The sequence below is a fragment of the Streptomyces sp. BA2 genome (assembly GCF_009769735.1).
In the GTDB taxonomy this organism is placed as follows: Bacteria; Actinomycetota; Actinomycetes; order Streptomycetales; family Streptomycetaceae; genus Streptomyces.
Window position 1 is genome coordinate 4,890,108 of sequence record NZ_WSRO01000002.1, and the last position, 23,856, is coordinate 4,913,963.

General features: G+C 69.6%; 21 protein-coding genes and 1 tRNA gene. 9 read left to right on the plus strand and 13 right to left on the minus strand.

Annotated features, from left to right (window positions below; translation table 11 throughout):
- Positions 1-46 precede the first annotated feature (46 nt).
- The 6 genes from pknB to E5671_RS24785 all read right to left on the minus strand — a co-directional run bounded on the left by pknB (position 47) and on the right by E5671_RS24785 (position 8,241).
- Complete coding sequence (gene pknB / locus E5671_RS24760; protein ID WP_160506134.1) at positions 47-2,053, minus strand: Stk1 family PASTA domain-containing Ser/Thr kinase; 2,007 nt, start codon at positions 2,051-2,053, stop codon at positions 47-49.
- Positions 2,054-2,221: 168 nt separating this feature from the next.
- Positions 2,222-3,685 (minus strand): penicillin-binding transpeptidase domain-containing protein, encoded by a 1,464-nt coding sequence (locus E5671_RS24765; RefSeq protein ID WP_160506135.1) that lies wholly within the window; start codon positions 3,683-3,685, stop codon positions 2,222-2,224.
- Positions 3,682-5,109 (minus strand): FtsW/RodA/SpoVE family cell cycle protein, encoded by a 1,428-nt coding sequence (locus E5671_RS24770; protein WP_160506136.1) that lies wholly within the window; start codon positions 5,107-5,109, stop codon positions 3,682-3,684. The genes E5671_RS24765 and E5671_RS24770 overlap by 4 nt, the downstream gene beginning before the upstream one ends.
- A gap of 26 nt (positions 5,110-5,135) precedes the next feature.
- Positions 5,136-6,692: a Stp1/IreP family PP2C-type Ser/Thr phosphatase gene (locus E5671_RS24775; RefSeq protein ID WP_237330233.1), complete on the minus strand. Its 1,557-nt coding sequence runs from the start codon at positions 6,690-6,692 to the stop codon at positions 5,136-5,138.
- A gap of 120 nt (positions 6,693-6,812) precedes the next feature.
- Complete coding sequence (locus tag E5671_RS24780) at positions 6,813-7,337, minus strand: FHA domain-containing protein FhaB/FipA (RefSeq protein WP_160506138.1); 525 nt, start codon at positions 7,335-7,337, stop codon at positions 6,813-6,815.
- A gap of 10 nt (positions 7,338-7,347) precedes the next feature.
- Complete coding sequence (locus E5671_RS24785; protein ID WP_160506139.1) at positions 7,348-8,241, minus strand: FhaA domain-containing protein; 894 nt, start codon at positions 8,239-8,241, stop codon at positions 7,348-7,350.
- Between the two features lie 402 nt (positions 8,242-8,643).
- Here E5671_RS24785 and E5671_RS24790 point away from each other — a divergent pair.
- From E5671_RS24790 to E5671_RS24805, 4 genes are all read left to right on the plus strand, one after another.
- Positions 8,644-8,730 (plus strand) — tRNA-Leu (locus E5671_RS24790).
- Positions 8,731-8,979: 249 nt separating this feature from the next.
- Positions 8,980-10,473 (plus strand): DUF2252 domain-containing protein, encoded by a 1,494-nt coding sequence (locus E5671_RS24795; RefSeq protein WP_160506140.1) that lies wholly within the window; start codon positions 8,980-8,982, stop codon positions 10,471-10,473.
- Positions 10,474-10,606: 133 nt separating this feature from the next.
- Positions 10,607-11,485: a J domain-containing protein gene (locus tag E5671_RS24800; RefSeq protein ID WP_160506141.1), complete on the plus strand. Its 879-nt coding sequence runs from the start codon at positions 10,607-10,609 to the stop codon at positions 11,483-11,485.
- A 22-nt stretch (positions 11,486-11,507) separates the two neighbouring features.
- The gene (locus E5671_RS24805) at positions 11,508-11,855 is read left to right on the plus strand and encodes a rhodanese-like domain-containing protein (protein ID WP_160506142.1); all 348 of its coding nucleotides are present in this window, start codon (positions 11,508-11,510) and stop codon (positions 11,853-11,855) included.
- Between the two features lie 50 nt (positions 11,856-11,905).
- Here the strand turns inward: E5671_RS24805 and E5671_RS24810 are convergent, their stop codons facing one another.
- The 6 genes from E5671_RS24810 to paaA all read right to left on the minus strand — a co-directional run bounded on the left by E5671_RS24810 (position 11,906) and on the right by paaA (position 16,761).
- Positions 11,906-13,039: an acyl-CoA dehydrogenase family protein gene (locus E5671_RS24810; protein WP_160506143.1), complete on the minus strand. Its 1,134-nt coding sequence runs from the start codon at positions 13,037-13,039 to the stop codon at positions 11,906-11,908.
- Between the two features lie 129 nt (positions 13,040-13,168).
- On the minus strand, positions 13,169-14,245 hold the full coding sequence (paaE, locus tag E5671_RS24815) for a 1,2-phenylacetyl-CoA epoxidase subunit PaaE (RefSeq protein ID WP_160506144.1): 1,077 nt from the start codon (positions 14,243-14,245) through the stop codon (positions 13,169-13,171).
- The gene (gene paaD, locus E5671_RS24820; RefSeq protein WP_160506145.1) at positions 14,245-14,736 is read right to left on the minus strand and encodes a 1,2-phenylacetyl-CoA epoxidase subunit PaaD; all 492 of its coding nucleotides are present in this window, start codon (positions 14,734-14,736) and stop codon (positions 14,245-14,247) included. The genes paaE and paaD overlap by 1 nt, the downstream gene beginning before the upstream one ends.
- Positions 14,730-15,479: a 1,2-phenylacetyl-CoA epoxidase subunit PaaC gene (gene paaC / locus E5671_RS24825; protein WP_336605833.1), complete on the minus strand. Its 750-nt coding sequence runs from the start codon at positions 15,477-15,479 to the stop codon at positions 14,730-14,732. Before paaC ends, paaD begins: the two co-directional genes overlap by 7 nt.
- On the minus strand, positions 15,476-15,766 hold the full coding sequence (paaB, locus tag E5671_RS24830; RefSeq protein WP_160506146.1) for a 1,2-phenylacetyl-CoA epoxidase subunit PaaB: 291 nt from the start codon (positions 15,764-15,766) through the stop codon (positions 15,476-15,478). Before paaB ends, paaC begins: the two co-directional genes overlap by 4 nt.
- Positions 15,763-16,761, minus strand: a complete 999-nt coding sequence (gene paaA, locus E5671_RS24835) for a 1,2-phenylacetyl-CoA epoxidase subunit PaaA (RefSeq protein WP_160506147.1) — start codon at positions 16,759-16,761, stop codon at positions 15,763-15,765. The genes paaB and paaA overlap by 4 nt, the downstream gene beginning before the upstream one ends.
- A gap of 223 nt (positions 16,762-16,984) precedes the next feature.
- On the opposite strand from paaA, the gene E5671_RS24840 reads away from it, so the two are divergent.
- From E5671_RS24840 to E5671_RS24850, 3 genes are read left to right on the plus strand one after another with little or no spacing between them, the layout of a single operon-like run.
- A complete protein-coding gene (locus E5671_RS24840; protein WP_237330234.1) occupies positions 16,985-17,773 on the plus strand; it encodes a DUF5819 family protein in 789 nt (262 codons plus the stop codon).
- On the plus strand, positions 17,770-19,026 hold the full coding sequence (locus E5671_RS24845) for an HTTM domain-containing protein (protein ID WP_160506148.1): 1,257 nt from the start codon (positions 17,770-17,772) through the stop codon (positions 19,024-19,026). The genes E5671_RS24840 and E5671_RS24845 overlap by 4 nt, the downstream gene beginning before the upstream one ends.
- 36 nt (positions 19,027-19,062) lie before the next feature.
- Complete coding sequence (locus E5671_RS24850; RefSeq protein ID WP_160506149.1) at positions 19,063-19,842, plus strand: TrmH family RNA methyltransferase; 780 nt, start codon at positions 19,063-19,065, stop codon at positions 19,840-19,842.
- 15 nt (positions 19,843-19,857) lie between these two features.
- Here E5671_RS24850 and paaN read toward each other — a convergent pair whose 3' ends face one another.
- Positions 19,858-21,549, minus strand: a complete 1,692-nt coding sequence (gene paaN / locus E5671_RS24855) for a phenylacetic acid degradation protein PaaN (RefSeq protein WP_160506150.1) — start codon at positions 21,547-21,549, stop codon at positions 19,858-19,860.
- Between the two features lie 196 nt (positions 21,550-21,745).
- Between paaN and E5671_RS24860 the strand changes: the two genes are divergently transcribed.
- Together E5671_RS24860 and E5671_RS24865 are read left to right on the plus strand one after the other, a co-directional pair.
- On the plus strand, positions 21,746-23,260 hold the full coding sequence (locus tag E5671_RS24860; RefSeq protein ID WP_160506151.1) for a 3-hydroxyacyl-CoA dehydrogenase: 1,515 nt from the start codon (positions 21,746-21,748) through the stop codon (positions 23,258-23,260).
- Positions 23,257-23,850 (plus strand): TetR/AcrR family transcriptional regulator, encoded by a 594-nt coding sequence (locus tag E5671_RS24865; protein WP_160506152.1) that lies wholly within the window; start codon positions 23,257-23,259, stop codon positions 23,848-23,850. The genes E5671_RS24860 and E5671_RS24865 overlap by 4 nt, the downstream gene beginning before the upstream one ends.
- Positions 23,851-23,856: the final 6 nt, after the last annotated feature.

Here is a 23,856-nt window from a genome sequence, read left to right on the forward strand (position 1 = left end):
GGGCCCCTTCCGTGTACTACGTGTACTCCGTGTACTGAGGCGCGAACTAGTCCTCGTTGTTGCGGGAGAAGCCCGAGCCGCCTCCGAGGAAGCCGCCTCCGTCTTCCCCGCCGTTGCCACCGCCGTTGTCGCCCTGGTTGCCGCCCGCCGTGGTCAGGTTGATCGCGGTGTCGGGCGCGACCTGCTGGCCGGCGGGCGGATCCGAGAGGACGACGAGGGCCTCGTCGTCCTGCGGGCCGGTGATGGTGCCGACCGTCAGACCGGCGTCCTCGACCGCCTTGCGGGCGTCCTTCAGCTTCTGGCCGGTGAGGGCCGGAACGGTGGCCTGCTCGGCCTCCTTGGCGACCTTCAGCGTCACCGTCGAACCCGGGTCGGCCTGGCTCTGCGGGGTGAGGCTCTGCGAGAAGACCTTGCCGACCTCGGCATCGGCGTTCTCTTCTTCCTCGCACGTGCCGACGAGGTCGTTGGTCTTCAGCTGAGCCTTGGCCTCTTCACAGGTCTTGCCGGTGACGTCTGGGACCACAGATTTCTCGGCCGCCTTGGCCACCTCAAGGGTGATCTTGCTGCCCTTTTGCACCTCGGTGCCGGAGACCGGGTCCTGATCGAGAACCTCGCCCTCGGTGCCCGAGGACTCCACAGGCTTGGTGTCGACCTCGAACTGGTACTTGTCGCTCTCCAGCTTCTCCGTGGCGGCGTCGACGTCCAGGCCGATGACCTTCGGCACCGCCACCTTCCGCGCCCCCGTAGAAACCGTCACAGAGATCGTGTCGCCCTTGTTGACCGTCGCGTTCGCGCCCGGGTCCTGGGCGCAGATCTCGCCCTTCGGGTACTTCTCGCACGGCTTGCGCTCGGAGTCGTCGAGTACGAGGTCCACGTTCTTGGCGGACTTCTTGGCCTCCGCCAGCGTCTCGCCGACGAAGTTCGGAGCCTTGATCGTGTCGTTGCCGCCACCGCCCCCGGTGAACGCCCACTTTCCGATCAGGATCGCGCCCACCAGGACCAGCAAGCCCGCCAGGACCAGCAGGATCGTCGAAGTGCTGCTCTTCTTCTGGCGGCGGCGCGAGTGGTCGTCGTAGCCGTCGTCAGGCCCGCCGACCGGCGGCATCATCGACGTCTGGCCGCCGCCGTTCTGCGGGCGCAGCATCGCCGTCTGCTGGTCGTCCGGGTGGCCGCCGTAACCGACCGCGCCCATGGCCGCCGTGGCCTGGACGGGCTGGCCGTCGAGGCAGGCCTCGATGTCGGCGCGCATCTCGTCGGCCGACTGGTAGCGGTAGTCCGGGTCCTTGGTGAGGGCCTTCAGGACGATGGCGTCCATCTCCGGCGTGATCTCGCCGTCGAAGACGCTCGGGGCCTGGGGCTCTTCCCGTACGTGCTGGTACGCCACCGCGACCGGGGAGTCGCCCACGAAGGGCGGGCGCACCGTGAGGAGCTCGTAGAGCAGGCAGCCGGTCGAGTAGAGGTCGCTTCGCGCGTCCACCTGCTCGCCCTTGGCCTGCTCCGGCGAGAGGTACTGCGCCGTGCCGATGACCGCCGCCGTCTGCGTCATCGTCATCCCGGAGTCGCCCATGGCGCGGGCGATGCCGAAGTCCATGACCTTGACCTGGCCGTTGCGCGTCAGCATGACGTTCGCGGGCTTGATGTCGCGGTGGACGATGCCGTTGCGGTGGGAGTACTCAAGGGCCTGGAGGATGCCGATGGTCATCTCCATGGCGCGCTCGGGCAGCAGCTTGCGCCCGGAGTGCAGCAGCTCACGCAGGGTGGAGCCGTCGACGTACTCCATCACGATGTACGGGATCGAGACCCCGTCCACGTAGTCCTCGCCGGTGTCGTAGACCGCGACGATCGCAGGATGGTTGAGCGAGGCGGCCGACTGGGCCTCACGGCGGAACCGGGCCTGGAACGACGGATCACGCGCGAGGTCGACCCGCAGCGTCTTCACCGCCACGGTGCGTCCGAGGCGGGTGTCGTGCGCGAGGTAGACCTCCGCCATCCCGCCTCGGCCGAGCACCTGGCCCAGCTCGTACCGCCCGCCGAGGCGACGCGGCTCTTCCATAGCTAATCCAGCCCTCTCCGTCAGTCCCGACCGCACCCTTGTGTGGTCCGGCGGTGTGCTGTCCGGGCATACCGTACCCGGCTCGCCTTACGTGACCCGGCCACGACCGTCACCCGATACAGGACCGGTATCGCAACGTGCACTGATGTGAAGAGGCCGTGACGGGGGTCACTTCTTGCTGTCGAGAACCGCCTTCATCACGTCCCTGGCGATCGGGGCGGCCAGACCGCCACCGGAGATGTCGTCGCGGCTGGCCTTGCTGTCCTCGACGACCACGGCGACGGCCACCGGCGAACCGGAGTCGGTCTTGGCGTAGCTGATGAACCAGGCGTAGGGATTTTCGCTGTTGTCGACGCCGTGCTGGGCCGTACCGGTCTTGCCGCCGACCGTGACGCCGGGGATCTTGGCGTTCGTGCCGGTGCCGTCGTTGATCACCGTCTGCATCATGTCCTGCAGCTTCTGGGCGTTCTCCTCGGAGAGCGGCCGGCTCATCTCCTTGGGCGCGTGCTTCTCGATCACGTCCAGGTTCGGGGCCTGCAGCTCGCTCACCATGTACGGCTCCATCAGCTTGCCGTCATTGGCGATGGCCGAAGCGACCATCGCCATCTGCAGCGGCGTCGCGGCCGTCTCGAACTGGCCGATGGAGGAGAGCGCGGTCTGCGGCCTGTCCATCTTCTCGGGGAAGACGGAGGCGTTCGAACGGACCGGCACGAACTGCTCTTCGTTGAAGCCGAACTTCTCGGCCGTCTCGAGCATCTTGTCCTTGCCGAGGTCCGAGCCGATCTTGCCGAAGACGGTGTTGCAGGACACCCGCAGCGCCTCACGCAGCGAGGCGTTCTTGCAGGGGATGTTGCCCTCGTTCGGCAGCGGGGTCTGAGTGTCGGGCATCGTCCAGGGCAGCGGCGACTTGGTCGGCGCGTCGATGTCCTTGTAGAGGTCGTGCTCCAGGGCCGCCGCCGCGGTCACCGCCTTGAAGGTGGAGCCCGGCGGGTACGTCTCGCGCAGGGCGCGGTTGAGCATCGGCTGGTCTTTGTCCTTGTCCAGCTTCCCGAACTGCTCGGCTTCCTCGTTCGTGTTGCCCGCGAAGGTCGAGGGGTCGTACGAAGGAGCGGAAGCCAGGGCCAGGATCGCGCCGGTCGACGGGTCGATCGCGGCGACGGCGCCCTTGCCGCGGCCCTTCAGACCGTCGTACGCGGCCTTCTGCGCGGCCGCGTTGAGCGTCGTGACGGCGTTGCCGCCCTCCTTCTTCTTGCCCGTGATCATGTCCAGGCTGCGGGTGAAGAAAAGGCGGTCGTCGTTGCCGGTGAGGATGCCGTCCTCGATGGACTCGATCTGCGTGGCGCCGATGCGCTGCGAGGCGAAGCCGGTGACGGGGGACCACATGGGCCCGTTCTTGTACGTCCTCTTGTACTTGTAGTCACCGCTGCCGGCCTCTTTGGACCCGGTGATCGCCTTGCCGTCGACGATGATGTCGCCGCGCGGCTGGGCGTACCGCTCGATGGAGACGCGGCGGTTCTTGTCATGCTCGGCCAGGGTGTCGGCCTGTACGTACTGAAGCCAGTTGTCCCTGGCGAGCAGGGCGAGGACGAGCAGCCCGCAGAAGATCGCGATCCGGCGCAGGGGCTTGTTCACGGTCGGACCACCTGGGTCATCTCGGCGTCGGGGTTGGGGGCGGGGGCCGGCGCGGGGCGTCGTGCGGTGTCACTGATACGGATGAGGATGCCGATGAGGGCCCAGTTGGCGATCACGGAGGAACCGCCGTTCGCGAGGAACGGCATGGTCATACCGGTCAGCGGGATCAGACCCATGACGCCGCCGGAGACCACGAACACCTGGATGGCGAAGGCCCCGGACAGACCGATCGCCAGAAGCTTGCCGAACGGGTCGCGGGCGGCGAGCGCGGTGCGCACACCGCGCTCCACGATCAGCCCGTAGATCAGCAGGATCGCCATGACACCGGCCAGACCCAGCTCCTCGCCGAAGGTGGCGAGGATGAAGTCGGAGTTGGCGGCGAAGCCGATCAGGTCCGAGTGGCCCTGACCGAGGCCGGTGCCGAGCACGCCGCCCGAGCCGAACGCCATCAGGGACTGGGCGATCTGGTCACTGCCCGTGGAGGCGATGACAGCGTCCGAGAACGGGTTCAGCCAGGCGTCCACACGCTCCTGCACGTGCGGCTCGAACGTGGCCACACCCACGGCGCCGACGGAGGACATCACCAGACCGAACACGATCCAGCTGGTGCGCTCCGTGGCGACGTACAGCATCACGACGAACATGCCGAAGAACAGCAGCGACGTACCGAGGTCCGTCTCGAAGACCAGGATCAGGATGGACATCGCCCAGACGACGATGATCGGGCCGAGGTCACGGCCACGCGGCAGGTACATGCCCATGAAACGGCGGCTCGCCAGGGCGAGCGCGTCGCGTTTCACCATGAGATAGCCCGCGAAGAAGATCGCGATGACGATCTTCGCGAACTCACCTGGCTGGATGGAGAAACCGGCGACGCTGATCCAGATCCTGGCGCCGAAGATGTTCATGCCGAGCCCCGGCACGAGCGGCAGCAGCAGCAGAACGAGGGCCGCGACCATCGAGATGTACGTGTAGCGCTGCAGGACGCGGTGGTCCTTGAGCAGCAGCAGCACGGCTACGAAGAGCGCGATGCCGATGGCCGAGAACATCAGCTGCTTCGGCGCCGAAGGGCTGAAGGATCCGGTCGCCGCCTTGGCGAGGTTCTGCAGCTTCTCCGACTGGTCGAGGCGCCAGATGACCACCAGACCGAGGCCGTTGAGCAGCGTCGCGAGCGGCAGCAGCAGCGGGTCCGCGTAGGGCGCGAACCTGCGCACCACGATGTGGCCGACGGCAGCGAGCAGTCCGAGCCCGCAGCCGTAGCCGAGCATGCCGGACGGCAGCTCGCCGTCGATCGCGAGGCCTACGTTGATGTAGGCGAACAGCGGGATGACGACGGCGAACGCGAGGAGCGCGAGCTCGGTGTTGCGCCTGCTCGGCGCCCCGATCGCGCCGATGGTCGACGTGTGTGTAGTGCTACTGCTCATGGCGTGCAAAGGCCCCCAACGGCTGCTTACTGCTTACCGCACAGTGGGACCAGCTTCTCCTCGTCCTCGGAGAGGCTGGGGCCGGGTGTGGGAGTCGGTGCGGTCTTGGACTTGTTCTTGTCGGTCGAGCTGTTCTTGTCGTTTGTGCCGTTCGTGCCGTTCTTGTCCGCCGGATCGGTCGGATCGTCGGTGGGCGCCTTGGCCGACAGGCCGGTCGTGCCGCCCGCCTCGCCCTCACCGGGCTTGGCGTTCTCGCGCTCGGCCTCGCGGCGCTTGGCGTCCTTCTCACAGGCCGATGCCTGCAGGCCGAGCTCCTCGATCTTGCTCTTGGCGTCGTCGAGATTGCCCTCGGGGATGGTCCCCTCGACCTGCTTGCGCTGGTACGGCGGCAGGTACTTGAGTTCGATCTTGGGGTAGTTCTCCTCGACCTTCGACAGGCTGACCCACGCCAGATCCTGGTCGATGCCGCGGTACAGGGCGACGTTCTCGTCGTTCGTGCCTACGTAGTACTGGGTCTGGGTCCAGCGGTAGCCGCCATACAGGCCGCCGCCGATGACCGCCAGGGCGAGCACGGTGTAGAGCGATCTCTTGAGCCACTTGCGGCCGCCGCCGGGCTTCACGAAGTCCTCGTCGCTGTACGCGCCGAAGCTCCCCTCGGGAGCGTAACTCGCCGTGTCGCCGCTTCCGGGCGGCCCGAAGCCGCCTCCGGAGGGCTGCGGCGGCACGGGGCGGCCCAGGCCGGACGCGCGGCCCGCGGGCGTCTGCATGGCGCCGTCATCCTGCGCCTGGAGCTGGTTCTCGGCGACAGCGCCGACGACCACGGGGGTGTCGGAGAGCTGTCCCGCGAGGGTGTCGCCGCTGTCGATGTCCAGGACGTCGGCGACGATCACCGTGATGTTGTCGGGGCCGCCGCCGCGCAGCGCGAGCTGGATGAGCTCCTGCACGGTCTCCTGGGGGCCCTGGTAGCTCGCGAGGGTGTCTTCCATCGTCTGGTGCGACACGACGCCGGAGAGACCGTCCGAGCAGATCAAGTAGCGGTCGCCGGCACGGACTTCACGGATGGAGAGGTCCGGCTCGACGTGCTCACCACTGCCCAGCGCGCGCATCAGCAAGGAGCGCTGCGGGTGGGTGGTGGCCTCCTCCTCGGTGATCCGGCCCTCGTCCACCAGACGCTGCACCCAGGTGTGGTCCTGGGTGATCTGCGTGAGAACGCCGTCCCGAAGGAGGTAGGCGCGTGAATCACCGACGTGTACGAGGCCCAGGCGCTGCCCCGTCCACAGCAACGCGGTCAGGGTCGTCCCCATGCCCTCGAGCTGGGGGTCCTCCTCGACCATCAGACGCAGCTGGTCGTTGGCGCGCTGCACGGCGGTGCCGAGCGACGTGAGGATGTCCGATCCCGGCACGTCGTCGTCGAGGGTGACGAGCGTCGAGATCACCTCGGAGCTCGCCACCTCACCCGCGGCCTGGCCCCCCATGCCGTCGGCGATCGCGAGGAGACGCGGACCGGCGTAACCGGAGTCCTCGTTCCCCTCCCGGATCATGCCTTTGTGCGATCCGGCGGCGAAGCGCAAAGACAGACTCATGCGCACCTCGCCCGTCGGCTCCGGGTACATCCGCACGGTGCCCACCCTCCGGTCGGGAGCGCGCTGGCGTCCAGTGTGTGGACCGCGTCGGCTCGCTCGCTCCGCTCGCTCATTGTCGTACTACTTCCGCAGCTCGATGACGGTCTTGCCGATGCGGATCGGCGCGCCCAGCGGAACGGGCGTCGGGGTGGTGAGTCGGGTCCGGTCGAGATACGTGCCGTTGGTGGACCCGAGATCCTCGACGATCCACTGGCCGTCACGGTCCGGGTAGATCCTGGCATGCCTGCTGGACGCGTAGTCGTCGTCAAGGACGATCGTCGAATCGTGCGCTCGGCCCAGCGAGATCGTCTGACCCTGCAGGGCGACCGTCGTGCCCGCGAGGATCCCTTCGGATACGACCAGCTTGCTGGGGGCGCCACGGCGCTGCCGCCCGCCGCCCTGCTGCTGGCGCTGGGGAGGTGGTGTGGCCGCCGGCTGTTGCTGGCGGGCGGCCTGCTGCGGACGCGCGTTCTCACGGCGCGAACCGCGCTGTGTGACGCGCGTACCGAACAGGTCGCTACGGATGACCTGGACGGCCACGATCACGAACAGCCACAGAACGGCTAGGAAACCCAACCGCATGACCGTCAGGGTCAGCTCTGACATTGCCCCCGCTTCACCCTTCGGCTTGCCGGTAAACGATGGTGGTTTGGCCCACGACGATCCGCGAGCCGTCGCGGAGCGTAGCGCGGGTGGTGTGCTGCCCGTCTACCACGATGCCGTTGGTAGACCCGAGATCCTGGATCGTCGAGGGCGTTCCGGTCCGGATCTCACAGTGCCGGCGCGATACGCCGGGGTCGTCGATCCGCACATCGGCGTCGGTGCTGCGACCCAGCACCAGCGTCGGGCGGGAGATCTGATGGCGATTGCCGTTGATCTCGATCCAGCGCCGCACCTGCGCACCCGGAAGAGGTCCGGCGCCGGGCCCCTGAGGGCGGTTCGGTGCCGGTGCGGGCCCGCCCGCACGGCCACCCGGGGGCGGCGCGGCGGGCATGGGGGGAGCACCGGCGGGCTGAGCGGGCTGTGGGTAGCCGTAGCCACCGCCGGCGCCGCCCGCAGGGGGTCTGGCGGGGCTGTGGCCCGCGCCCGTGGGGCCCGAAGGGCCGGCCGGGGCGCGCTCGGGGCTCTGCGAGGTGCTGGACGCGAGCGTGCGGCTGCGCACCCGGTACAGACCCGTGTCGAGATCCTCGGCCTTCTCCAGATGGACCTTGATGGGGCCCATGAAGCTGTACCGCTGCTGCTTGGCGTACTCGCGCACCATCCCGGAGAGCTCGTCGCCGAGCTGCCCCGAGTAGGGGCTCAGGCGCTCGAAGTCGGGCGCGCTGAGCTCCACGATGAAGTCATTGGGGACGACCGTCCGCTCGCGGTTCCAGATCGTCGCGTTGTTGTCGCACTCGCGCTGGAGGGCGCCGGCGATCTCGACGGGCTGAACCTCGGACTTGAACACCTTGGCGAAGGTGCCGTTGACGAGACCTTCGAGTCGCTGCTCGAACTTCTTCATGACTCCCATGGGGCACCTCCTCCGTCGTAGTCATCCTGGTACTGCTTACTGATCGTATCCACGCGCCGGGAAATCGGCTGGTTCCCCCTGTCCGCCCAGTCGATGAGTGTCGCCTCTCACAAGACATGCCCGCACCAGGGTTCCGGGATCCTTCCGGGCTCCTCTCAGGCTCCTCTACCAGGGATCGTAGAGGGGGCCTCAAACCAGTGTCGCGCACCCGACTGCGGACCTTCGCCGGGTACGGCGCAAGTCGGTCGGTCGGCCCCGGATCTCTCCGGATCACCTGGGCAGGTGCCCCCGAATACGGATGTGAATCCACCCTCGGCAGCGTGCTAATCTTCTGGATGTCGGCAGGCGCTCGCACCACACAGTGTTCGCACCAAGCGGTGAGAGACCCAAGACAACACCCATGCGCGGGTGGCGGAATAGGCAGACGCGCTGGATTCAGGTTCCAGTGCCCGAAAGGGCGTGGGGGTTCAACTCCCCCCTCGCGCACCATGTGGAGCGGGTCTCCATCAGGATGAAAGTCCTGGTGGGGGCCCGCTTTTCGTTGGCTTCACGCTGTCTTCTCGCTGTGCTGCTGGTGCTCTGCGGCCGCACGGTGATGTATGTCACCGGCAACCGGTTGGTGCGCCGAGTTGTCCACAGGCCGCGGGTTGTCCACAGGCTCTGACGCTGCTCGGCGCCCGGCGCTACCTTCAATGCCAGGTCAGGTCCACGGGGGCCACTGGATGGTGGGGGGTTGTCATGGCGGAGTTCAACGGTGCGCGGCTGCCGTACGTGAAGGGGTTCGCGCAGTGGCCGTCGCGGGGCGAGGCGGGCCCGGCGGCTGCCGCTTCGGCGGATTCGCCGAAGCTGGAGGGCAAGGCGCTGCGGGCGCGCGTCAGCCGTGCCTCGCACGAGTGGTTCGTCGAGGACGACGGCCGCCCCGATCCGGTCGATGCCGTGGAGGAGTCCAACCGCAGCAGGCTCCCCGAGCTCACGCCGATCCGGATGGGCAGGATGGCCGCGTCGCCCTTCGCCTTCCTGCGCGGGGCCGCCGGTCTGATGGCGTACGACCTCGCGCGGACCCCAGTGACGGGGATCGGCGCCCAGATATGCGGTGACGCCCACGCCGCGAATTTCGGTCTGTACGCGGACGCGCGAGGCGGCCTCGTCATGGACCTGAACGACTTCGACGAGACGGTGCACGGGCCCTGGGAATGGGACGTGAAGCGCCTAGCGGCCTCCCTCGTGCTCGCGGGGCGCGAGGCCGGGGCGGGCGAGGACGTCTGCAGGGAAGCGGCGTTCGACGCGGTGGGAGCCTATCGGCGCACGATGCGGCTGCTCGCGAAGCTCCCCGCGCTCGACGCGTGGAACGCCATCGCGGACGAGGAGTTGGTCTCCCACACGGACGCAAGAGATCTGCTCGGCACCCTGGAGAGCGTCTCCGAGAAGGCACGGCAGAACACGAGCGCCCGGTTCGCCGCCAAGTCGACCGAGCGCGTCGAGGGCGAGGGTGGGCTCGCGGGGCGCCGCTTCGTCGACGCCCCGCCGGTCCTTCGGCGAATACCGGACGCGGAGGCGGCCGAGGTCGCCTCCGCGCTCGCGGAGTACGTGGGCACGCTGTCCGAGGACCGGCTGCCGCTCCTCGCGCGGTACGCGGTCCAGGACGTGGCCTTCCGCGTCGTGGGCACGGGCAGCGTCGGCCTTCGGTCGTACGTGGTGCTGCTGCTCGACCACCGGGGCGAGCCGCTGGTGCTCCAGGTCAAGGAGGCACGGCCCTCCGCGCTGCTTCCGCATCTGCCCACGGCGGGCTTCACGGTGCCTGCGTCCGTCGACGAAGGGCACCGGCACGACGAAGGGCATCGGCACGAAGGCCACCGGCACGAAGGGCACCGGGTGGTGCTCGGGCAGAAGCGGATGCAGGTGGTCAGCGACTTCCTGCTGGGGTGGACGACGGTGGCAGGGCGGGCCTTCCAGGTACGGCAGTTCAGGAACCGAAAGGGCAGCGTGGACCCGGCGGCGCTGGCCGCCGACCAGATCGACGACTACGGCCGGATGACCGGAGCCCTGCTGGCCCGCGCGCACGCGCACAGCGCCGACCCGCGGCTCATCGCGGGATACGTCGGCAAGAACGACGAGCTGGACACGGCCGTGGCGGCTTTCGCGGTGGCGTACGCGAACCGGACGGAGGCGGACCACGCGGAGCTGGTGCGCGCGGTCAAGGAGGGGCGGGTGGTGGCGGAGGCGGGGGTGTGAGGGGGGAGGGGCTGGGGGAGGGAGGGAGGGAGGGGCCCCCACCCAGGGTGTGTGGGCGAGGGGCCGCCGGGGGCTTGGGCGGGGCGGGCTGCCGCTCGGGCGGGGCGGTGTCGCGGTGGCCTAGGCTGGACGGGTGACGACCCCGGAAGCCGAGCCCACGCAGCCCCAGACGCCCGACCCTGGGCCCGCGACCGCGGGCCGCGAGGCTCCTGACGGGGCGGCGGGGCAGGGCGGCGCCGCGCGGCCGGAGGACCGGCTTGAGAAGGCGGTCCGGGCGGCGGAGCAGGCGCTGATCGAGTACGAGATCGCCGTCGAGACCTTCCGGGTCGAGGTGGAGAACTTCTCCCGGCTCCACCACCAGAAGCTCGGCCCGATGTATGCGCGCCTGGACGAGCTGGACGCCGAGATCGCCGAGGCCCGGGCCGCCCGCAGTGGTGACCCCGAGGACCGGCGCAAGGCGGACGAGGCGAGGGCGCGGGTCATGCCGATGCCGGGGGTCGAGGAGCTGTTCCACGGCTGGATGGACGGCGACGGCCTCTATCCGGAGGCAGCCGCGATGCTGACCGATCAGTCGGTGCGGCCGCCGCAGCGGGTGCGGCCGAGCGACGAGGCCCGCAAGCTCTACCGCGAGCTCGTCCGCAAGTCCCACCCCGACCTGGCCCAGGACGACCAGGAGCGTGGCCGCCGCGAGGAGTTCATCACGCGGGTGAACGCCGCGTACGCGCGTGGCGACGAGCCCCTGCTGCGGGAGCTGTCCGAGGAGTGGGCCGCCGGTCCAGTGGCCGAGCAGCGGTGGCCGAGCAAGAGCGAGGAGCTGTACGCCCGCCTTGAGTGGCTCTCCCAGCGCAAGGAGCTGCTCGCCGTGGTCGCCCGGGAGCTGGAGGAGGGTGCGATCGGCGCGATGCTGCGGATGGCGCCGGACGATCCGGACCAGCTCCTCGACGAGATCGCCGAGCAGTTGCTCGCGCAGGTCACCGAGCGCGAGGCGGAGCTTGCGCGGCTGACCGCCTAGCCCGTCGGGTAGCGTCGGAGGCATGGCTTTCGGATCTCACGTGCCCACGGTCGGTGTCGACGACCTCGCAAGCGGCGACTTTCTCCTTGATGTCCGTGAGGACGAGGAATGGCAGGCGGGTCACGCCGCGGGTGCGCTGCACATCCCGATGAGCGAGTTCGTCTCCCGCTACGGCGAGTTGACCGAGGCCGCGCCGCAGGACGGCAAGGTCAATGTCATCTGCCGGGTCGGCGGACGTTCGGCGCAGGTCGCCATGTATCTCGTCCAGCAGGGCATCGACGCGGTGAACGTCGACGGAGGCATGCAGAGCTGGGAGGCCGCGGGCCGGCCCGTCGTCGACGCCAAGGGCCAGCCGGGCGTCGTGATCTAGGTCGTCGGCTGCGGCTGCGGCCGTGGCTTCTGGGGTTGAATTCGTCGTTTTCAGCCGAGTGGGTGCGCGGCCAGCAGGTCGCCCAGTGCTTCCTCGTGTGCTGCTGCGGGGCCGAGGGACAGCTCCAGCTGCTTGGCCCACGCGTGGTAGCGGTGCAGGGGGTAGTCGGTGTCGGATCCGAAGCCGCCGTGCAGATGCTGGGCCGTCTGCACGACCCTGCGTACGCCGTCCGACGCCCAGATCTTGGCGACGGCCACGTCTCCGGTGGCGGGCAGGGCGCCGCTCGCGCCGGTGCTGATGCGCCAGGCGGCCTGCCAGAGGGTGACCTCCATCGCGCGCAGGTCGATGTAACGGTCGGCCGCCTGCACCGCCACGGCCTGGAAGGTGGCGACGGGGAAGCCGAATTGTTCGCGCTTGCTGGTGTATTCGCTGGTCATGCTCAGTACGCCCTCGCCGAGGCCGAGCGCGAGGGCGCAGGTCCCGGTGGCGAGCAGATCGCGCAGCCAGTCCCAGGCCCCGTCGGCCTCGATGACGTCGGTGCCGCTGATCCGTACGGATTCCAGGCCGAGCTCGCCGAGGCGTTCGCCGCTCGTGGACACCTGCTCGGCGAGGGTGAGGCCCTCGTGCGCGCGGGGTATCAGGGCGAGGACGGCCCGGCCGGCCGATGTGTGGGCGGGCACCACGATGAGGTCGGCGTTCTGTGCCCAGGGCACTGCTGTCTGTGTGCCGTCGAGCAGCCAGTCGTCGCCGTCCTGCCGTGCGGTGACGGCGAGTTCGGCGGGGTCGTGTCCGCTGCGGCCGTTCGCCGCGACGGTCAGGACGAGCTCACCGCGGCCGGCCCGCGGCAGGATTCGCCGCTTCAACTCCCCGCTGCCGTAGGTCTGTACGGCATACGCGGCGGCGCTGCTCTCCAGGAGCGGTACCCGGGCGAGTTTCTTCGCCGACTCGCGCAGGACCAGGCAGAGGGCGATGGCGTCCAGGCCCGCGCCGCCGTGCTCGGGGTCGAGGAGCAGGCTCAGCAGATCGGCTCCGGCGAGTTTGGCCCACAGGGCGCGGTCGAAGTCCTCGGCGACGGCGCCCGGTACGAGGGCGGGGCTCGGTACGCCGTCGGGCGCGACGGAGGCGAAGAGTGCCTTCGCCGCCTCGACGGCCGCCTGCTGTTCCTCGGTGAAGGTGAAGTCCACTGCTTGTCCTCCCGCGCACCGGCCCGATGATTCTGTCTCTGCTACACCCACTGTTTCTGACGGGTCGTCAAGATAGAACAGGTTCTACGGGAAGGGAACAGCGGGGGCCCTTCGGCCACTTGGGAGCCCTCAGCGGTCGAAGTCCAACTCCACCGTGTCCGTCGCCGGATGGGACTGGCACGCGAGCACGTACCCCGCCTCGGTCTCCTCCGGCTCCAGCGCGAAGTTGCGGTCCATCCGCACCTCGCCCGAGACCCGGAAGGCCCGGCAGGTCCCGCACACCCCGCCCTTGCAGGCGTACGGCGCGTCCGCGCGGTTGCGCAGCACGGTGTCGAGGAGGGATTCCCCGTCCTGGACCGGCCATGTGCCGGAGCGCCCGTCGAGGGTCACCGTCACGGTGCTGTGCGCGGGGGCGGCCGTCGCGGCGGCGGGCGCCGGGGAGGCGAGGCCGTCGTCCACGTGGAATATCTCCTCGTGGATGCGCTGACGCGTCACGCCCAGGCCGCGCAGTGTCTTCTCCGCGCCCTGCACCAGACCGAACGGACCGCACAGGAACCAGCCCGCGACCTCTTCGACGGGCAACAGCGCCGGAAGCAGTCTGCCCAGCCGCTCCTCGTCGAGCCGTCCGGAGTCGAGCCCCGACTGCTGCTCCTCCCGGGAGAGCACTGTGACCAGCTGGAACCGGTCCGGCCAGCGATCCTTGAGGTCGGCGACCTCCTCCAGGAACATCGTCGACGCGGCGGTGCGGTCGCTCCGGATGAGACAGAACGTGGCCCGCGGTTCGCGATCGAGGAGCGTCGTGACGATGGAGAGCACCGGCGTGATCCCGCTGCCGCCGACCACTGCCGCATAGCGTCCGGGTGCCGGTTCCAGCGTGAAGCGTCCGGCCGGGGTCATCACGTCGAGATCGTCGCCGACGGCGACTTCCTTCAGGGCGTACGTCGAGAAGGCGCCGCCTTCGACGAAGCGCACCCCGACCTGCAGGGTCCGCGGCTCGGAGGGGCTTTCGGGGCGGGGCGCGGGTGCGCAGATCGAGTACGTACGCCGGATCTCCGTGCCGTCGACGAAGCGGCGGACGGCGAGATGCTGGCCGGGGGCGAAGCGGTACTCCTCGCGCAGGGCGGGGGGCACTTCGAAGGTCAGCGTCACGGAGTCGTCGGTGAGCTGCTCGACCGCCGCTACCCGGAGCTGGTGAAAGCGTGCCATCACAACTCCTTGAAGTGGTCGAACGGTTCACGGCAGGCGACGCACCGGCGCAGGGCCTTGCAGGCCGTCGACGAGAAACGGCTGAGCAGTTCGGTGTCGGTCGAGCCGCAGTGCGGGCAGCGGACCGAGAGGGTGAGCGGTATCGGCCCGCCGGTGCTGTGCGGGCGCGGGGGCGCGATGCCGAACTCCGCCAGTTTGCGGCGGCCCTCGGCGCTGATGTCGTCGGTCGACCAGGCGGGGGAGAGCACGGTGCGCACGGAGATCTCCGCCATGCCGCGTTCACGCAGGACCTGCTCGATGTCGGCGACCATGGTCTCTATGGCCGGACAGCCGGTGTACGTGGGGGTCAGCTCGACGTCGACCTTGCCGATGCCGCGGACGTGCACGCCGCGCAGGACGCCGAGCTCGGCCAGCGTGATGACCGGCAGCTCCGGGTCGGGCACGGAGCCCGCGAGGGCCAGGAGCTCTTCCTCGAGGGCGGTGGTCACCATGACGCCCCCGGGTGGCTGCGGTGCAGGTGCTGCATCTCGGCGAGCATCCGCCCGAAGGGTTCGGTGTGCAGACCCTGGCGGCCCGCACCTGCTGCCCAGGCCCCTTCCTGTGGGCCGGTGGGCACGGTCAGGGTGGCCTTCTCGATGATGGCGGTCACCGAGGCCGTCCAACTCGCTTGCAACGCCGGCCAGTCGACGCCTGCGGAGCCGTCCGCGCCGTCGAGGCCTTCCACCGGCTGGAACATCTCGCCGGTGAATCGCCAGAGCGTGTCGAGCCCGCGCCGCATCCGCTCATGGCTCTCCGCCGTTCCGTCGCCGAGCCGCAGCGTCCACTGCTCCGCGTGGTCCTGGTGGTAGGCGACTTCCTTGACCGCCTTCGCCGCGAGCGGGGCGAATGTGCTGTCTCCGCTCGCCAGCTGGCCGTACAACAGCGTTTGGTACGTGGAGAAGTAGAGCTGGCGGGCGATGGTGTGGGCGAAGTCGCCGTTCGGCTGCTCGACCAGTTGGAGGTTGCGGAAGGCTCGCTCCTCGCGCAGGTAGGCCAGTTCGTCCTCGTCCCCGGCCAGGGAGAGCAGGACGCGTGCCTGGCCGAGCAGGTCAAGGGCGATGTTCGCCAGGGCGACCTCTTCCTCGAGGACGGGTGCGTGGCCCGCCCACTCCCCCAGCCGGTGGGAGAGCACCAGCGCGTCATCGCCCAGGGCGAGGGCGGCGGCGGTGGCCGTCGGGGCCAGTGGCGCGGTCACAGGTGCTTCACTCCGTCCGGGATGTCGTAGAAGGTCGGGTGGCGGTAGGGCTTGTCGCCCGCCGGCTCGAAGAAGGAGTCCTTCTCGTCCGGCGAGGAGGCGGTGATCTGTGTGGACGGCACGACCCAGATCGAGACGCCTTCGCTTCTGCGGGTGTAGAGATCGCGGGCGTTGCGCAGGGCCATTTCCGCGTCCGGTGCGTGCAGGCTGCCCGCGTGGGTGTGGGAGAGCCCGCGGCGGGAGCGCACGAACACCTCCCACAGCGGCCAGTCGGTCGAGCTGCTCATGCCTTCGCCTCCCCGTGCTTGGCGGCGAACGCCGCTGCTGCCTCGCGCACCCAGGCGCCTTCTTCATGCGCGGTCCTGCGCTGAGTGATCCGCTGTTCGTTGCAAGGGCCGTTGCCCTTTAGGACCGCCCAGAACTCCGTCCAGTCGATCGGGCCGAAGTCGTGATGCCCCCGCTCCTCGTTCCACACGAGGTCCGGGTCGGGGAGCGTGAGGCCGAGGGACTCTGCCTGGGGGACGCAGATGTCCACGAAGCGCTGGCGCAGCTCGTCGTTCGAGTGGCGCTTGATCTTCCAGGTCATCGACTGCTCCGAGTGCGACGACTCGTCGTCGGGCGGGCCGAACATCATCAGGGACGGCCACCACCAGCGGTCCACCGCGTCCTGTGCCATGGCGTGCTGGGCCTCGGTGCCCCGGCTGAGGGCGAGCAGGGATTCATACCCCTGGCGCTGGTGGAACGACTCCTCCTTGCAGACGCGGACCATCGCGCGGGCATAGGGGCCGTACGAACAGCGGCAGAGCGGGACCTGGTTCGTGATCGCGGCGCCGTCCACCAGCCAGCCGATCGCGCCGACGTCGGCCCAGGTCAGCGTCGGGTAGTTGAAGATCGAGGAGTACTTCTGGCGGCCCGAGTGCAGCTTGTCGAGCAGCTCGTCCCGGCTGGTTCCCAGGGTCTCGGCGGCGCTGTAGAGATACAGGCCGTGACCGGCCTCGTCCTGCACCTTGGCCATCAGGATCGCCTTGCGCCGCAGGGAAGGGGCGCGCGTGATCCAGTTGGCCTCCGGCTGCATGCCGATGATCTCGGAGTGGGCGTGCTGCGCGATCTGCCTGACCAGCGAGGCGCGATAGCCGTCGGGCATCCAGTCCCGCGGCTCGATGCGCTCGTCGGCCGCGACGGCGGCGTCGAAAGCCGCTTCGTGCGCCGCCGTGCGTGCGGCGTCGGCCGCCGCCTGGTCCGGCTCGGACCGGGCCGTCTGATGCTCGGCTGCTGTTGCCATCGCGGTCCCCCTCGACCTTTAGCTAGCTACCGACCGATCGTTCGGTTCGTGGAATTCAATGGTGCGGCTCAGCGCCATAAGGTGTCAACCCTGTGGATAACTTCACGGACGCTGTGCCTGGCGCGCAGGCATGAGTACCGTTCCGCTGCGACGGGCGGTAGAGAGCCGTGTGACGGGCGGGCCGACGGGCGCACCACCGTGCGGGATCGGGAATCGGGGCGGAATGGACGCGAACGACAACAACGCGAACGAGCCGCCGTCCCCATCCGCTGAGCCCTTGACGGCCGCATCCCCGCCCCGCACGGGCATCGCCGCACTCTCCCCGCGCTACCAGGTGGCGGCCGCGCTCGCGCTCGCGCTCATCGCCGTCACGGCCTGCGTCCACGTAGGGATGCTCTTCCTCCACGTCGCCCCCGCGAACACCATGACCAAGCAGCACGGGCAGGCAGTCGACGACTGGATCTACCCCGAGTTCGAGCAGAACTGGAAGCTCTTCGCGCCCAACCCGATGCAGCAGAACATCGCCGTGCAGGCCCGCGCCCAGATGCGCACGGACAGCGGAACGACCCGGACCACCGGCTGGTACGACCTCTCCGCGCGCGACGGCGCCGCGATCGACGGAAATCTGCTGCCCAGCCACACGCAGCAGAACGAACTGCGCAGGGCCTGGGACTTCTACGTCGGCGCGCACGACGCGCAGAATCGTCCCCGCGGCCTGCGCGGGGAGCTCTCGGAGCGCTACATCCGCCGCATCGTGATGATGCGCGTCGAGCGCGAGGAGCCCCTCGGTAAGGGCGCCACGATCGAGCGCGTCCAGGTCCGCTCCCGGACCACGAACGTGCCGGCCCCCGAGTGGAGCGATGAGAAGGTCACGACGAAACCGGCGCTGCGCCAGCTGCCGTGGTGGTCCGTGGAGCCCGACGACATGCCTCTGGGTAAGGCTCAGGGGTCTTCCGACAAGGCTCAGGGTTCCTCGCACAAGGCTCAGGGATCTGAGGGGGACACCCGATGAACCGCTTCGGCTCCCTCCTCGGGCGCGGCATCGAACGGGTCACCGCATCCGCTCTCGGTCCCTATCAGACCGCCGTGATCCGCATCGGATTCGCCGCCACCTGGCTGCTCTTCCTGCTGCGCGAACTCCCCCACCGCCTTGAGCTGTACGGCCCCGACAGCCCGTGGAGCTGGGACATGGCCCAGCAGCTCATCGCGGAGAACGACGCCTTCACGGCCCTGATGTGGTCCGACGGACGCATCTGGTTCGAGGTCGTCTACGCGCTCGCCGTCCTGAGCAGCGCCCTGCTGATGCTCGGCTGGCGTACGCGCACGATGTCCGTGCTCTTCATGATCGGCGTGCTCTCGCTGCAGAACCGCTCCATCTTCATGGGCGACGGCGGCGACAACGTCATCCACCTCATGGCCACCTACCTGGTGTTCACGCGCTGCGGCCAGGTCTGGTCGCTCGACGCCCGCCGAGCGGCACGCGCGCGTGCCGCGTCCGTCGAGCAGGGGAAGACGCCGGTCGGCCCGGCCAAGACGGCACAGCCCGTCGACAAGGCCGGGCCCGTGCTGTGGTGGGTCCTTGGGCTCGGTCTCTGCGTGGTGACGTTCATGGGGGAGCTCAGCGGGGGCTGGCTGCTGGTCTTCTGGGGGCTGTGGCTCGCGCACGGCCTGTGGTGGGCCGTCGGGCGGCGCGCGCCCGACGGTGAGGCGCGCAAGCTGCTCGACGTCATCGTCAAGATCGCGCACAACGCCGCACTGCTGGTGATCATGGTCGAGGCGTGTCTGATCTACGCGACGGCCGGCTGGTACAAGATCCAGGGCAGCCGCTGGCAGGACGGCACGGCCATCTACTTCCCGCTGCGTCTCGACTACTTCTCCCCCTGGCCCGCGCTCTCCGACCTGCTCGCCTCGCACGGCCTCATGGTCATGCTGGTGACGTACGGGACGGTCGCCGTGCAGGTCGCCTTCCCCTTCACCCTCTTCAACAGGCGGGTCAAGAACGTCCTCCTGGCCGCCATGATCTTCGAGCACGCGGTCATCGCGGTCGTCCTCGGACTGCCGTTCTTCTCGCTCGCGATGATCGCGGCCGACGCGGTGTTCCTGCCGACGTCGTTCCTGCGCCGCGTCGGCGGATGGGTGGCACGCGCGCGTGGAGCGCTGTTCTCGCGGTTCTCACGCGGCGATACGGTGCCGGGACAGCGTGGGGCGGACGAGGAACCGGCCAGGGAATCCACCGAGCACGCGCGCGTAGGCTTCCCTTCATGAACGGGACGTACAAGGGATGAGCGGGACGTACGCCGGATGAACGGGAAGCACCAGCGTGATCCGGACGGTGCCGTGCGTGACTGGCGAGAGGTCGCCGACACCTCCGTGCTGCTCGACGGCTTCCACGCCATCAAGCACGCGCTGCGCTTCGGGGCACTGATCCCCTCGGCGCTGACCAGCGACAGGGCCGCTGTGCTCGCCCTCGCCGACGAGCTCGCGCCGGACGTGAAGGATGCCCTCGACGCGCTCGTCGTGCAGGTCCCGGACAGCGCCCTGCGTGCCCTTGTGCCGCGTCTGCATCCCACGGGGGTGGCCGCTCTCGCGGTACGCCCTTCCCGCACGGCCAACCTCGACGCGCTGGGCCGCATGCCGAGGACCGCACCCGTCGTCGTCCTCGACGATCCCCGCAATCTGGGCAACGCCGGGGCCGTGATCCGGCTGGCCGCGGGGTTCGGGGCGACGGGAGTCGTCACGACCGGCACGCTCGATCCTTGGCATCCCACGGTCGTACGAGGTGGCGCCGGCCTGCATTTCGCCACGGCCGTCGAGCGGATGGACGTCCGCGAACTGCCGCCGGGGCCGGTGTTCGCGCTCGACGCGGAGGGCGAGGACATCCGCGCCCTCAAGCTGCCGGACGACGCCGTGCTGGCCTTCGGGTCCGAGCGCAGTGGCCTGTCCACGCAACTGCGGGAGCGCGCCGATCACTTGGTGTCCCTGCCGATGCGGCCCCAGGTCTCCAGCTACAACCTGGCCACCAGCGTCGGTATGACGCTCTTCCACTGGTCGGCGGGCAGGCCTCCGGGCGCGGAGGCCTGAACCCGCCGCCGGACGTCAGGCGTCCCTGCGCACCTCCACCACACGGAAGCGGTTGGCCACGAAGGCGCCGTCGCACAGGGCGGCGTTCGCGGCAGGGTTGCCGCCCGAGCCGTGGAAGTCCGAGAAAGCCGCCGTCTGGTTCACATAGACGCCGCCCGTGAGGTTCAAGGAGAGCTGGGCGCACTCCTCCAGGCAGGTCTCCTCCACGGCGCCGGACACCTCGTCCGACGTCGTGTACGCGCCGACCGTCATCGCGCCCTTGTCGCGCACCGTGCGGCGCAGCAACTCCACGGCGTCCGACGCCGAGTCGACCGCGACGGCGAAGGAGACGGGGCCGAAACACTCGTCCAGATAGACCGCCTCGGCGTCCGGCTTCGCGCCGTCCAGCTTGACGATGACCGGGGTGCGGACCACGGCGTCCGGGAACTCCGGGTTACTGATCTCCCGTGAGGGGAGTGCCACTTCGCCGAGTCCGGCCGCCGCCTCCAGGCGGGCCTTCACGCCAGGGTTGACCAGGGCGCCGAGGATGCCGTTCGCGCGGGCGTCGTCGCCGAGCAGGCCGTTCACCGACGCGGCGAGGTCGGACACCACGTCGTCGTACGACTTCGCTCCGGCGTCCGTCGCGATGCCGTCACGGGGGATCAGGAGGTTCTGCGGGGTCGTGCACATCTGGCCGCTGTAGAGCGACAGGGAGAAGGCCAGGTTGGCCAGCATCCCCTTGTAGTTGTCCGTCGAGTCGACGACGACCGTGTTCACGCCGGCCTTCTCCGTGTAGACCTGCGCCTGGCGGGCGTTGGCCTCCAGCCAGTCGCCGAAGGCGGTCGATCCGGTGTAGTCGATGATCTTGATCTCGGGGCGGACGGCGAGAGTCTTGGCGATGCCTTCGTCCGGTCGCTCGGCGGCCAGGCACACCAGGTTCGGGTCGAAGCCCGCGTCGGTGAGGGCCTCGCGCGCGATGCGCACGGTCAGCGCGAGCGGGAGCACCGCGCGCGGGTGGGGCTTGACCAGGACGGGGTTGCCGGTGGCCAGGGAGGCGAACAGTCCCGGGTAGCCGTTCCACGTCGGGAAGGTGTTGCAGCCGATCAGGAGCGAGATGCCGCGCGCCACAGGCGTGAAACGCTTGTTCAGGCCGATCGGGTCGCGCTTGCCCTGGGGCTTGGACCACTCCGCGTTGTCAGGGGTGCGGGCCTGCTCGACGTACGCATACGCCACCGCTTCGAGGCCGCGGTCCTGGGCGTGCGGTCCGCCCGCCTGGAAGGCCATCATGAAGGCCTGGCCGCTGGTGTGCATGACGGCGTGCGCCATCTCGTGCGTGCGCGCGCTGATGCGCGACAGGATCTCCAGACAGACCATCGCGCGCACTTCCGCGCCCGCGTCGCGCCAGGCGCGCATCCCGGCGCGCATCGCCGGCAGCAGCGTGTCGATGTCCGGGTGGGGGTACGTGATGCCCAACTCAGGCCCGTACGGAGAGACTTCCGCGCCTGTCCAGTCGTCCGTGCCCGGCTGGTCGAGGGCGAAGCGACTGCCCAGGAGGGCGTCGAAGGCGGCTTTGCCGTCGGACAGGCTCAGGCTGCCGTTCTCTCCATAGGCCTTGGGGTGCTCGGGGTGCGGCGACCAGTACGCGCGCGTGCGGATCGTCTCCAGCGCCTGGTCGAGTGTGGGCCGGTGCGTGGCGATCAGCTGGTGCGCGGTGAGTTCGGCGGCCATATCGGACCAACTCCTCGTCAAGCCGGCTCTTCGTCGAGCCGGCGAGCTGGGCAGGGCAGTGGGCAGGAACGGACGGACAGAGCTAGAGTAACCGAACGATCGGTCGGGACAAGGGGGTCCGCCGAACCTGTGGACAACTTCTCGCCAGGCACCCCCGCACCCTCCGGCGGACACCTCGTGCGGGAGGATCGCGAGCATGACAGCACTCGAGCTCAGCAGCCCCGTTGCCGTGGTCGGCACCGGCACCATGGGGCAGGGCATCGCCCAGGTCGCCCTGCTGGCGGGCCACCCCGTGCGGCTGTATGACGCCGTGGAGGGGCAGGCGAAGACCGCGGCCGCCGCGATCGCCGCACGCCTTGACCGGCTCGTCGAGAAGGGCAGGCTCGCGGCCGCCGACCGGACCGCCGCGGGGGACCGGCTCACACCGGTCGCCGGCCTCGCCGATCTTGCCGGGTGCGGACTCGTCATCGAGGCGATCCTGGAGAAGCTCTCCGTGAAGCAGCGCCTCTTCGAAGAGCTGGAAGAGGTGGTCGGCGAAGACTGCCTCCTCGCCACGAACACGTCGTCCCTCTCCGTCACCGCCATCGCAGGCACGCTCAAGAAGCCCGGCCGCTTCGTCGGCCTGCACTTCTTCAATCCCGCGCCGCTCCTCCCCCTCGTCGAGGTCGTCAGCGGCTTCGCGACCGACGAAACGGCCGCCACGCGCGCGTACGAGACGGCGCGGACCTGGGGCAAGACGCCCGTGCGCAGCGCGGACACCCCCGGCTTCATCGTCAACCGGATCGCCCGCCCCTTCTACGCCGAGGCGCTGCGCGTCCACGAGGAGCGGGCCGCCGACCCGGCCACCATCGACGCCGTCCTGCGCGAGTCCGGCGGCTTCAAGATGGGGCCCTTCGAGCTCACCGATCTCATCGGCCAGGACGTGAACGAGGCCGTCACCCGCTCCGTGTGGGAGTCCTTCTTCCAGGACCCCAAGTTCACCCCGTCACTCGCCCAGCGCCGCCTCGTCGAATCACGCCGCCTCGGCCGCAAGGCCGGGCAGGGCTGGTACGCGTACGGGGACGACGCCCCGCGCGCGGAGCCGCACACGGCGCAGCCCGCACCGGCCCCGGCGTCCGTCGCGGTGCACGGAGAGCTGTTCCAGGCGCGGTCCCTTGCCGGGCTGATCAGCGGGGCCGGGATCGACGTCGCGTACAAGGAGCCTCTCGACCCCGACTTCCCCGGCTGGATCGAACTGCCCAGCGGAGTAAGGCTCTTCCTTGCCGACGGGTCCGCCGCGGACGACGCCGAGGCGCCGGTGATCCACTTCGACCTCGCGCTGGACTACAAGTCCGCGACCAGGATCGCCCTGGCGCCCGCAGCGACCGTGGGCGAGGCGCAGGTCCGCGAGGCCGTGGGCCTCTTCCAGGCGCTGGGCAAGCAGGTCAGCGTCGTCGCCGATGTACCGGGGATGATCGTGGCCCGTACCGTCGCCATGCTCGTCGACTTCGCGCAGGACGCCGTCGCGCGCGGTGTCGCCGACAAGGAGGACGTCGACACGGCCATGCGCCTCGGCGTCAACTACCCGCGCGGCCCCCTCGCGTGGGGCGAGGAGATCGGCGCGGGATGGGTCCTCGAAACCCTGGAGCGCCTGCACCTGGAGTACCCCACAGGCCGCTACGCGCCGTCCCAGGCACTGCGCCGCGCGGCAGCGCGAGAGGACCGCTCATGACCACCACCAGGCGCGACACGTACACCCCCGAGACCCTCCTGACGGTGGCGGTCCGGATCTTCAACGAGCGCGGTTACGACGGCACGTCCATGGAGCACCTCTCCAAGGCGGCCGGTATCTCCAAGTCCTCGATCTACCACCACGTCTCCGGCAAGGAGGAGTTGCTGCGCCGCGCGGTGAGCCGCGCGCTCGACGGGCTCTTCGGGATCCTTGCCGAGGAGCACGCGCGCGTGGGCACCGCCGTGCAGCGCCTGGAGCACGTCACGCGCCGCACCGTCGAGGTGCTCGTCGCGGAACTGCCCTATGTGACGCTGCTGCTGCGCGTGCGCGGCAACACGGACACCGAGCGGTGGGCCATGGAGCGGCGCAGGGAGTTCGACCAGCAGGTCGCCGATCTGCTCAAGGAGGCCGTCGCCGACGGCGATCTGCGCTCGGACGTCGAGCTGCGCCTCGCCACCCGCCTGCTCTTCGGGATGATCAACTCCATCGTGGAGTGGTACCGCCCGGACGCCCGAGGTGCCTCGTCGGGGGAGCAGGTCGCCGACGCCGTCGTGCAGTTGGCCTTCGCGGGACTGCGCAGCGGCAGCTGACGGATC

Coding starts and splice junctions, on each gene's coding strand:
- E5671_RS24860 (WP_160506151.1), top strand. CDS start 21,746: ATGACAGCACTCGAGCTCAGCAGCCCCGTTGCCGTGGTCGGCACCGGC.
- paaE (WP_160506144.1), bottom strand. CDS start 14,245: ATGGCACGCTTTCACCAGCTCCGGGTAGCGGCGGTCGAGCAGCTCACC.
- paaD (WP_160506145.1), bottom strand. CDS start 14,736: ATGGTGACCACCGCCCTCGAGGAAGAGCTCCTGGCCCTCGCGGGCTCC.
- E5671_RS24845 (WP_160506148.1), top strand. CDS start 17,770: ATGAACCGCTTCGGCTCCCTCCTCGGGCGCGGCATCGAACGGGTCACC.
- paaB (WP_160506146.1), bottom strand. CDS start 15,766: ATGAGCAGCTCGACCGACTGGCCGCTGTGGGAGGTGTTCGTGCGCTCC.
- E5671_RS24780 (WP_160506138.1), bottom strand. CDS start 7,337: ATGTCAGAGCTGACCCTGACGGTCATGCGGTTGGGTTTCCTAGCCGTT.
- E5671_RS24840 (WP_237330234.1), top strand. CDS start 16,985: ATGGACGCGAACGACAACAACGCGAACGAGCCGCCGTCCCCATCCGCT.
- E5671_RS24770 (WP_160506136.1), bottom strand. CDS start 5,109: ATGAGCAGTAGCACTACACACACGTCGACCATCGGCGCGATCGGGGCG.
- paaN (WP_160506150.1), bottom strand. CDS start 21,549: ATGGCCGCCGAACTCACCGCGCACCAGCTGATCGCCACGCACCGGCCC.
- E5671_RS24775 (WP_237330233.1), bottom strand. CDS start 6,692: ATGAGTCTGTCTTTGCGCTTCGCCGCCGGATCGCACAAAGGCATGATC.
- E5671_RS24865 (WP_160506152.1), top strand. CDS start 23,257: ATGACCACCACCAGGCGCGACACGTACACCCCCGAGACCCTCCTGACG.
- E5671_RS24850 (WP_160506149.1), top strand. CDS start 19,063: ATGAACGGGAAGCACCAGCGTGATCCGGACGGTGCCGTGCGTGACTGG.
- E5671_RS24785 (WP_160506139.1), bottom strand. CDS start 8,241: ATGGGAGTCATGAAGAAGTTCGAGCAGCGACTCGAAGGTCTCGTCAAC.
- paaA (WP_160506147.1), bottom strand. CDS start 16,761: ATGGCAACAGCAGCCGAGCATCAGACGGCCCGGTCCGAGCCGGACCAG.
- E5671_RS24795 (WP_160506140.1), top strand. CDS start 8,980: ATGGCGGAGTTCAACGGTGCGCGGCTGCCGTACGTGAAGGGGTTCGCG.
- pknB (WP_160506134.1), bottom strand. CDS start 2,053: ATGGAAGAGCCGCGTCGCCTCGGCGGGCGGTACGAGCTGGGCCAGGTG.
- E5671_RS24805 (WP_160506142.1), top strand. CDS start 11,508: ATGGCTTTCGGATCTCACGTGCCCACGGTCGGTGTCGACGACCTCGCA.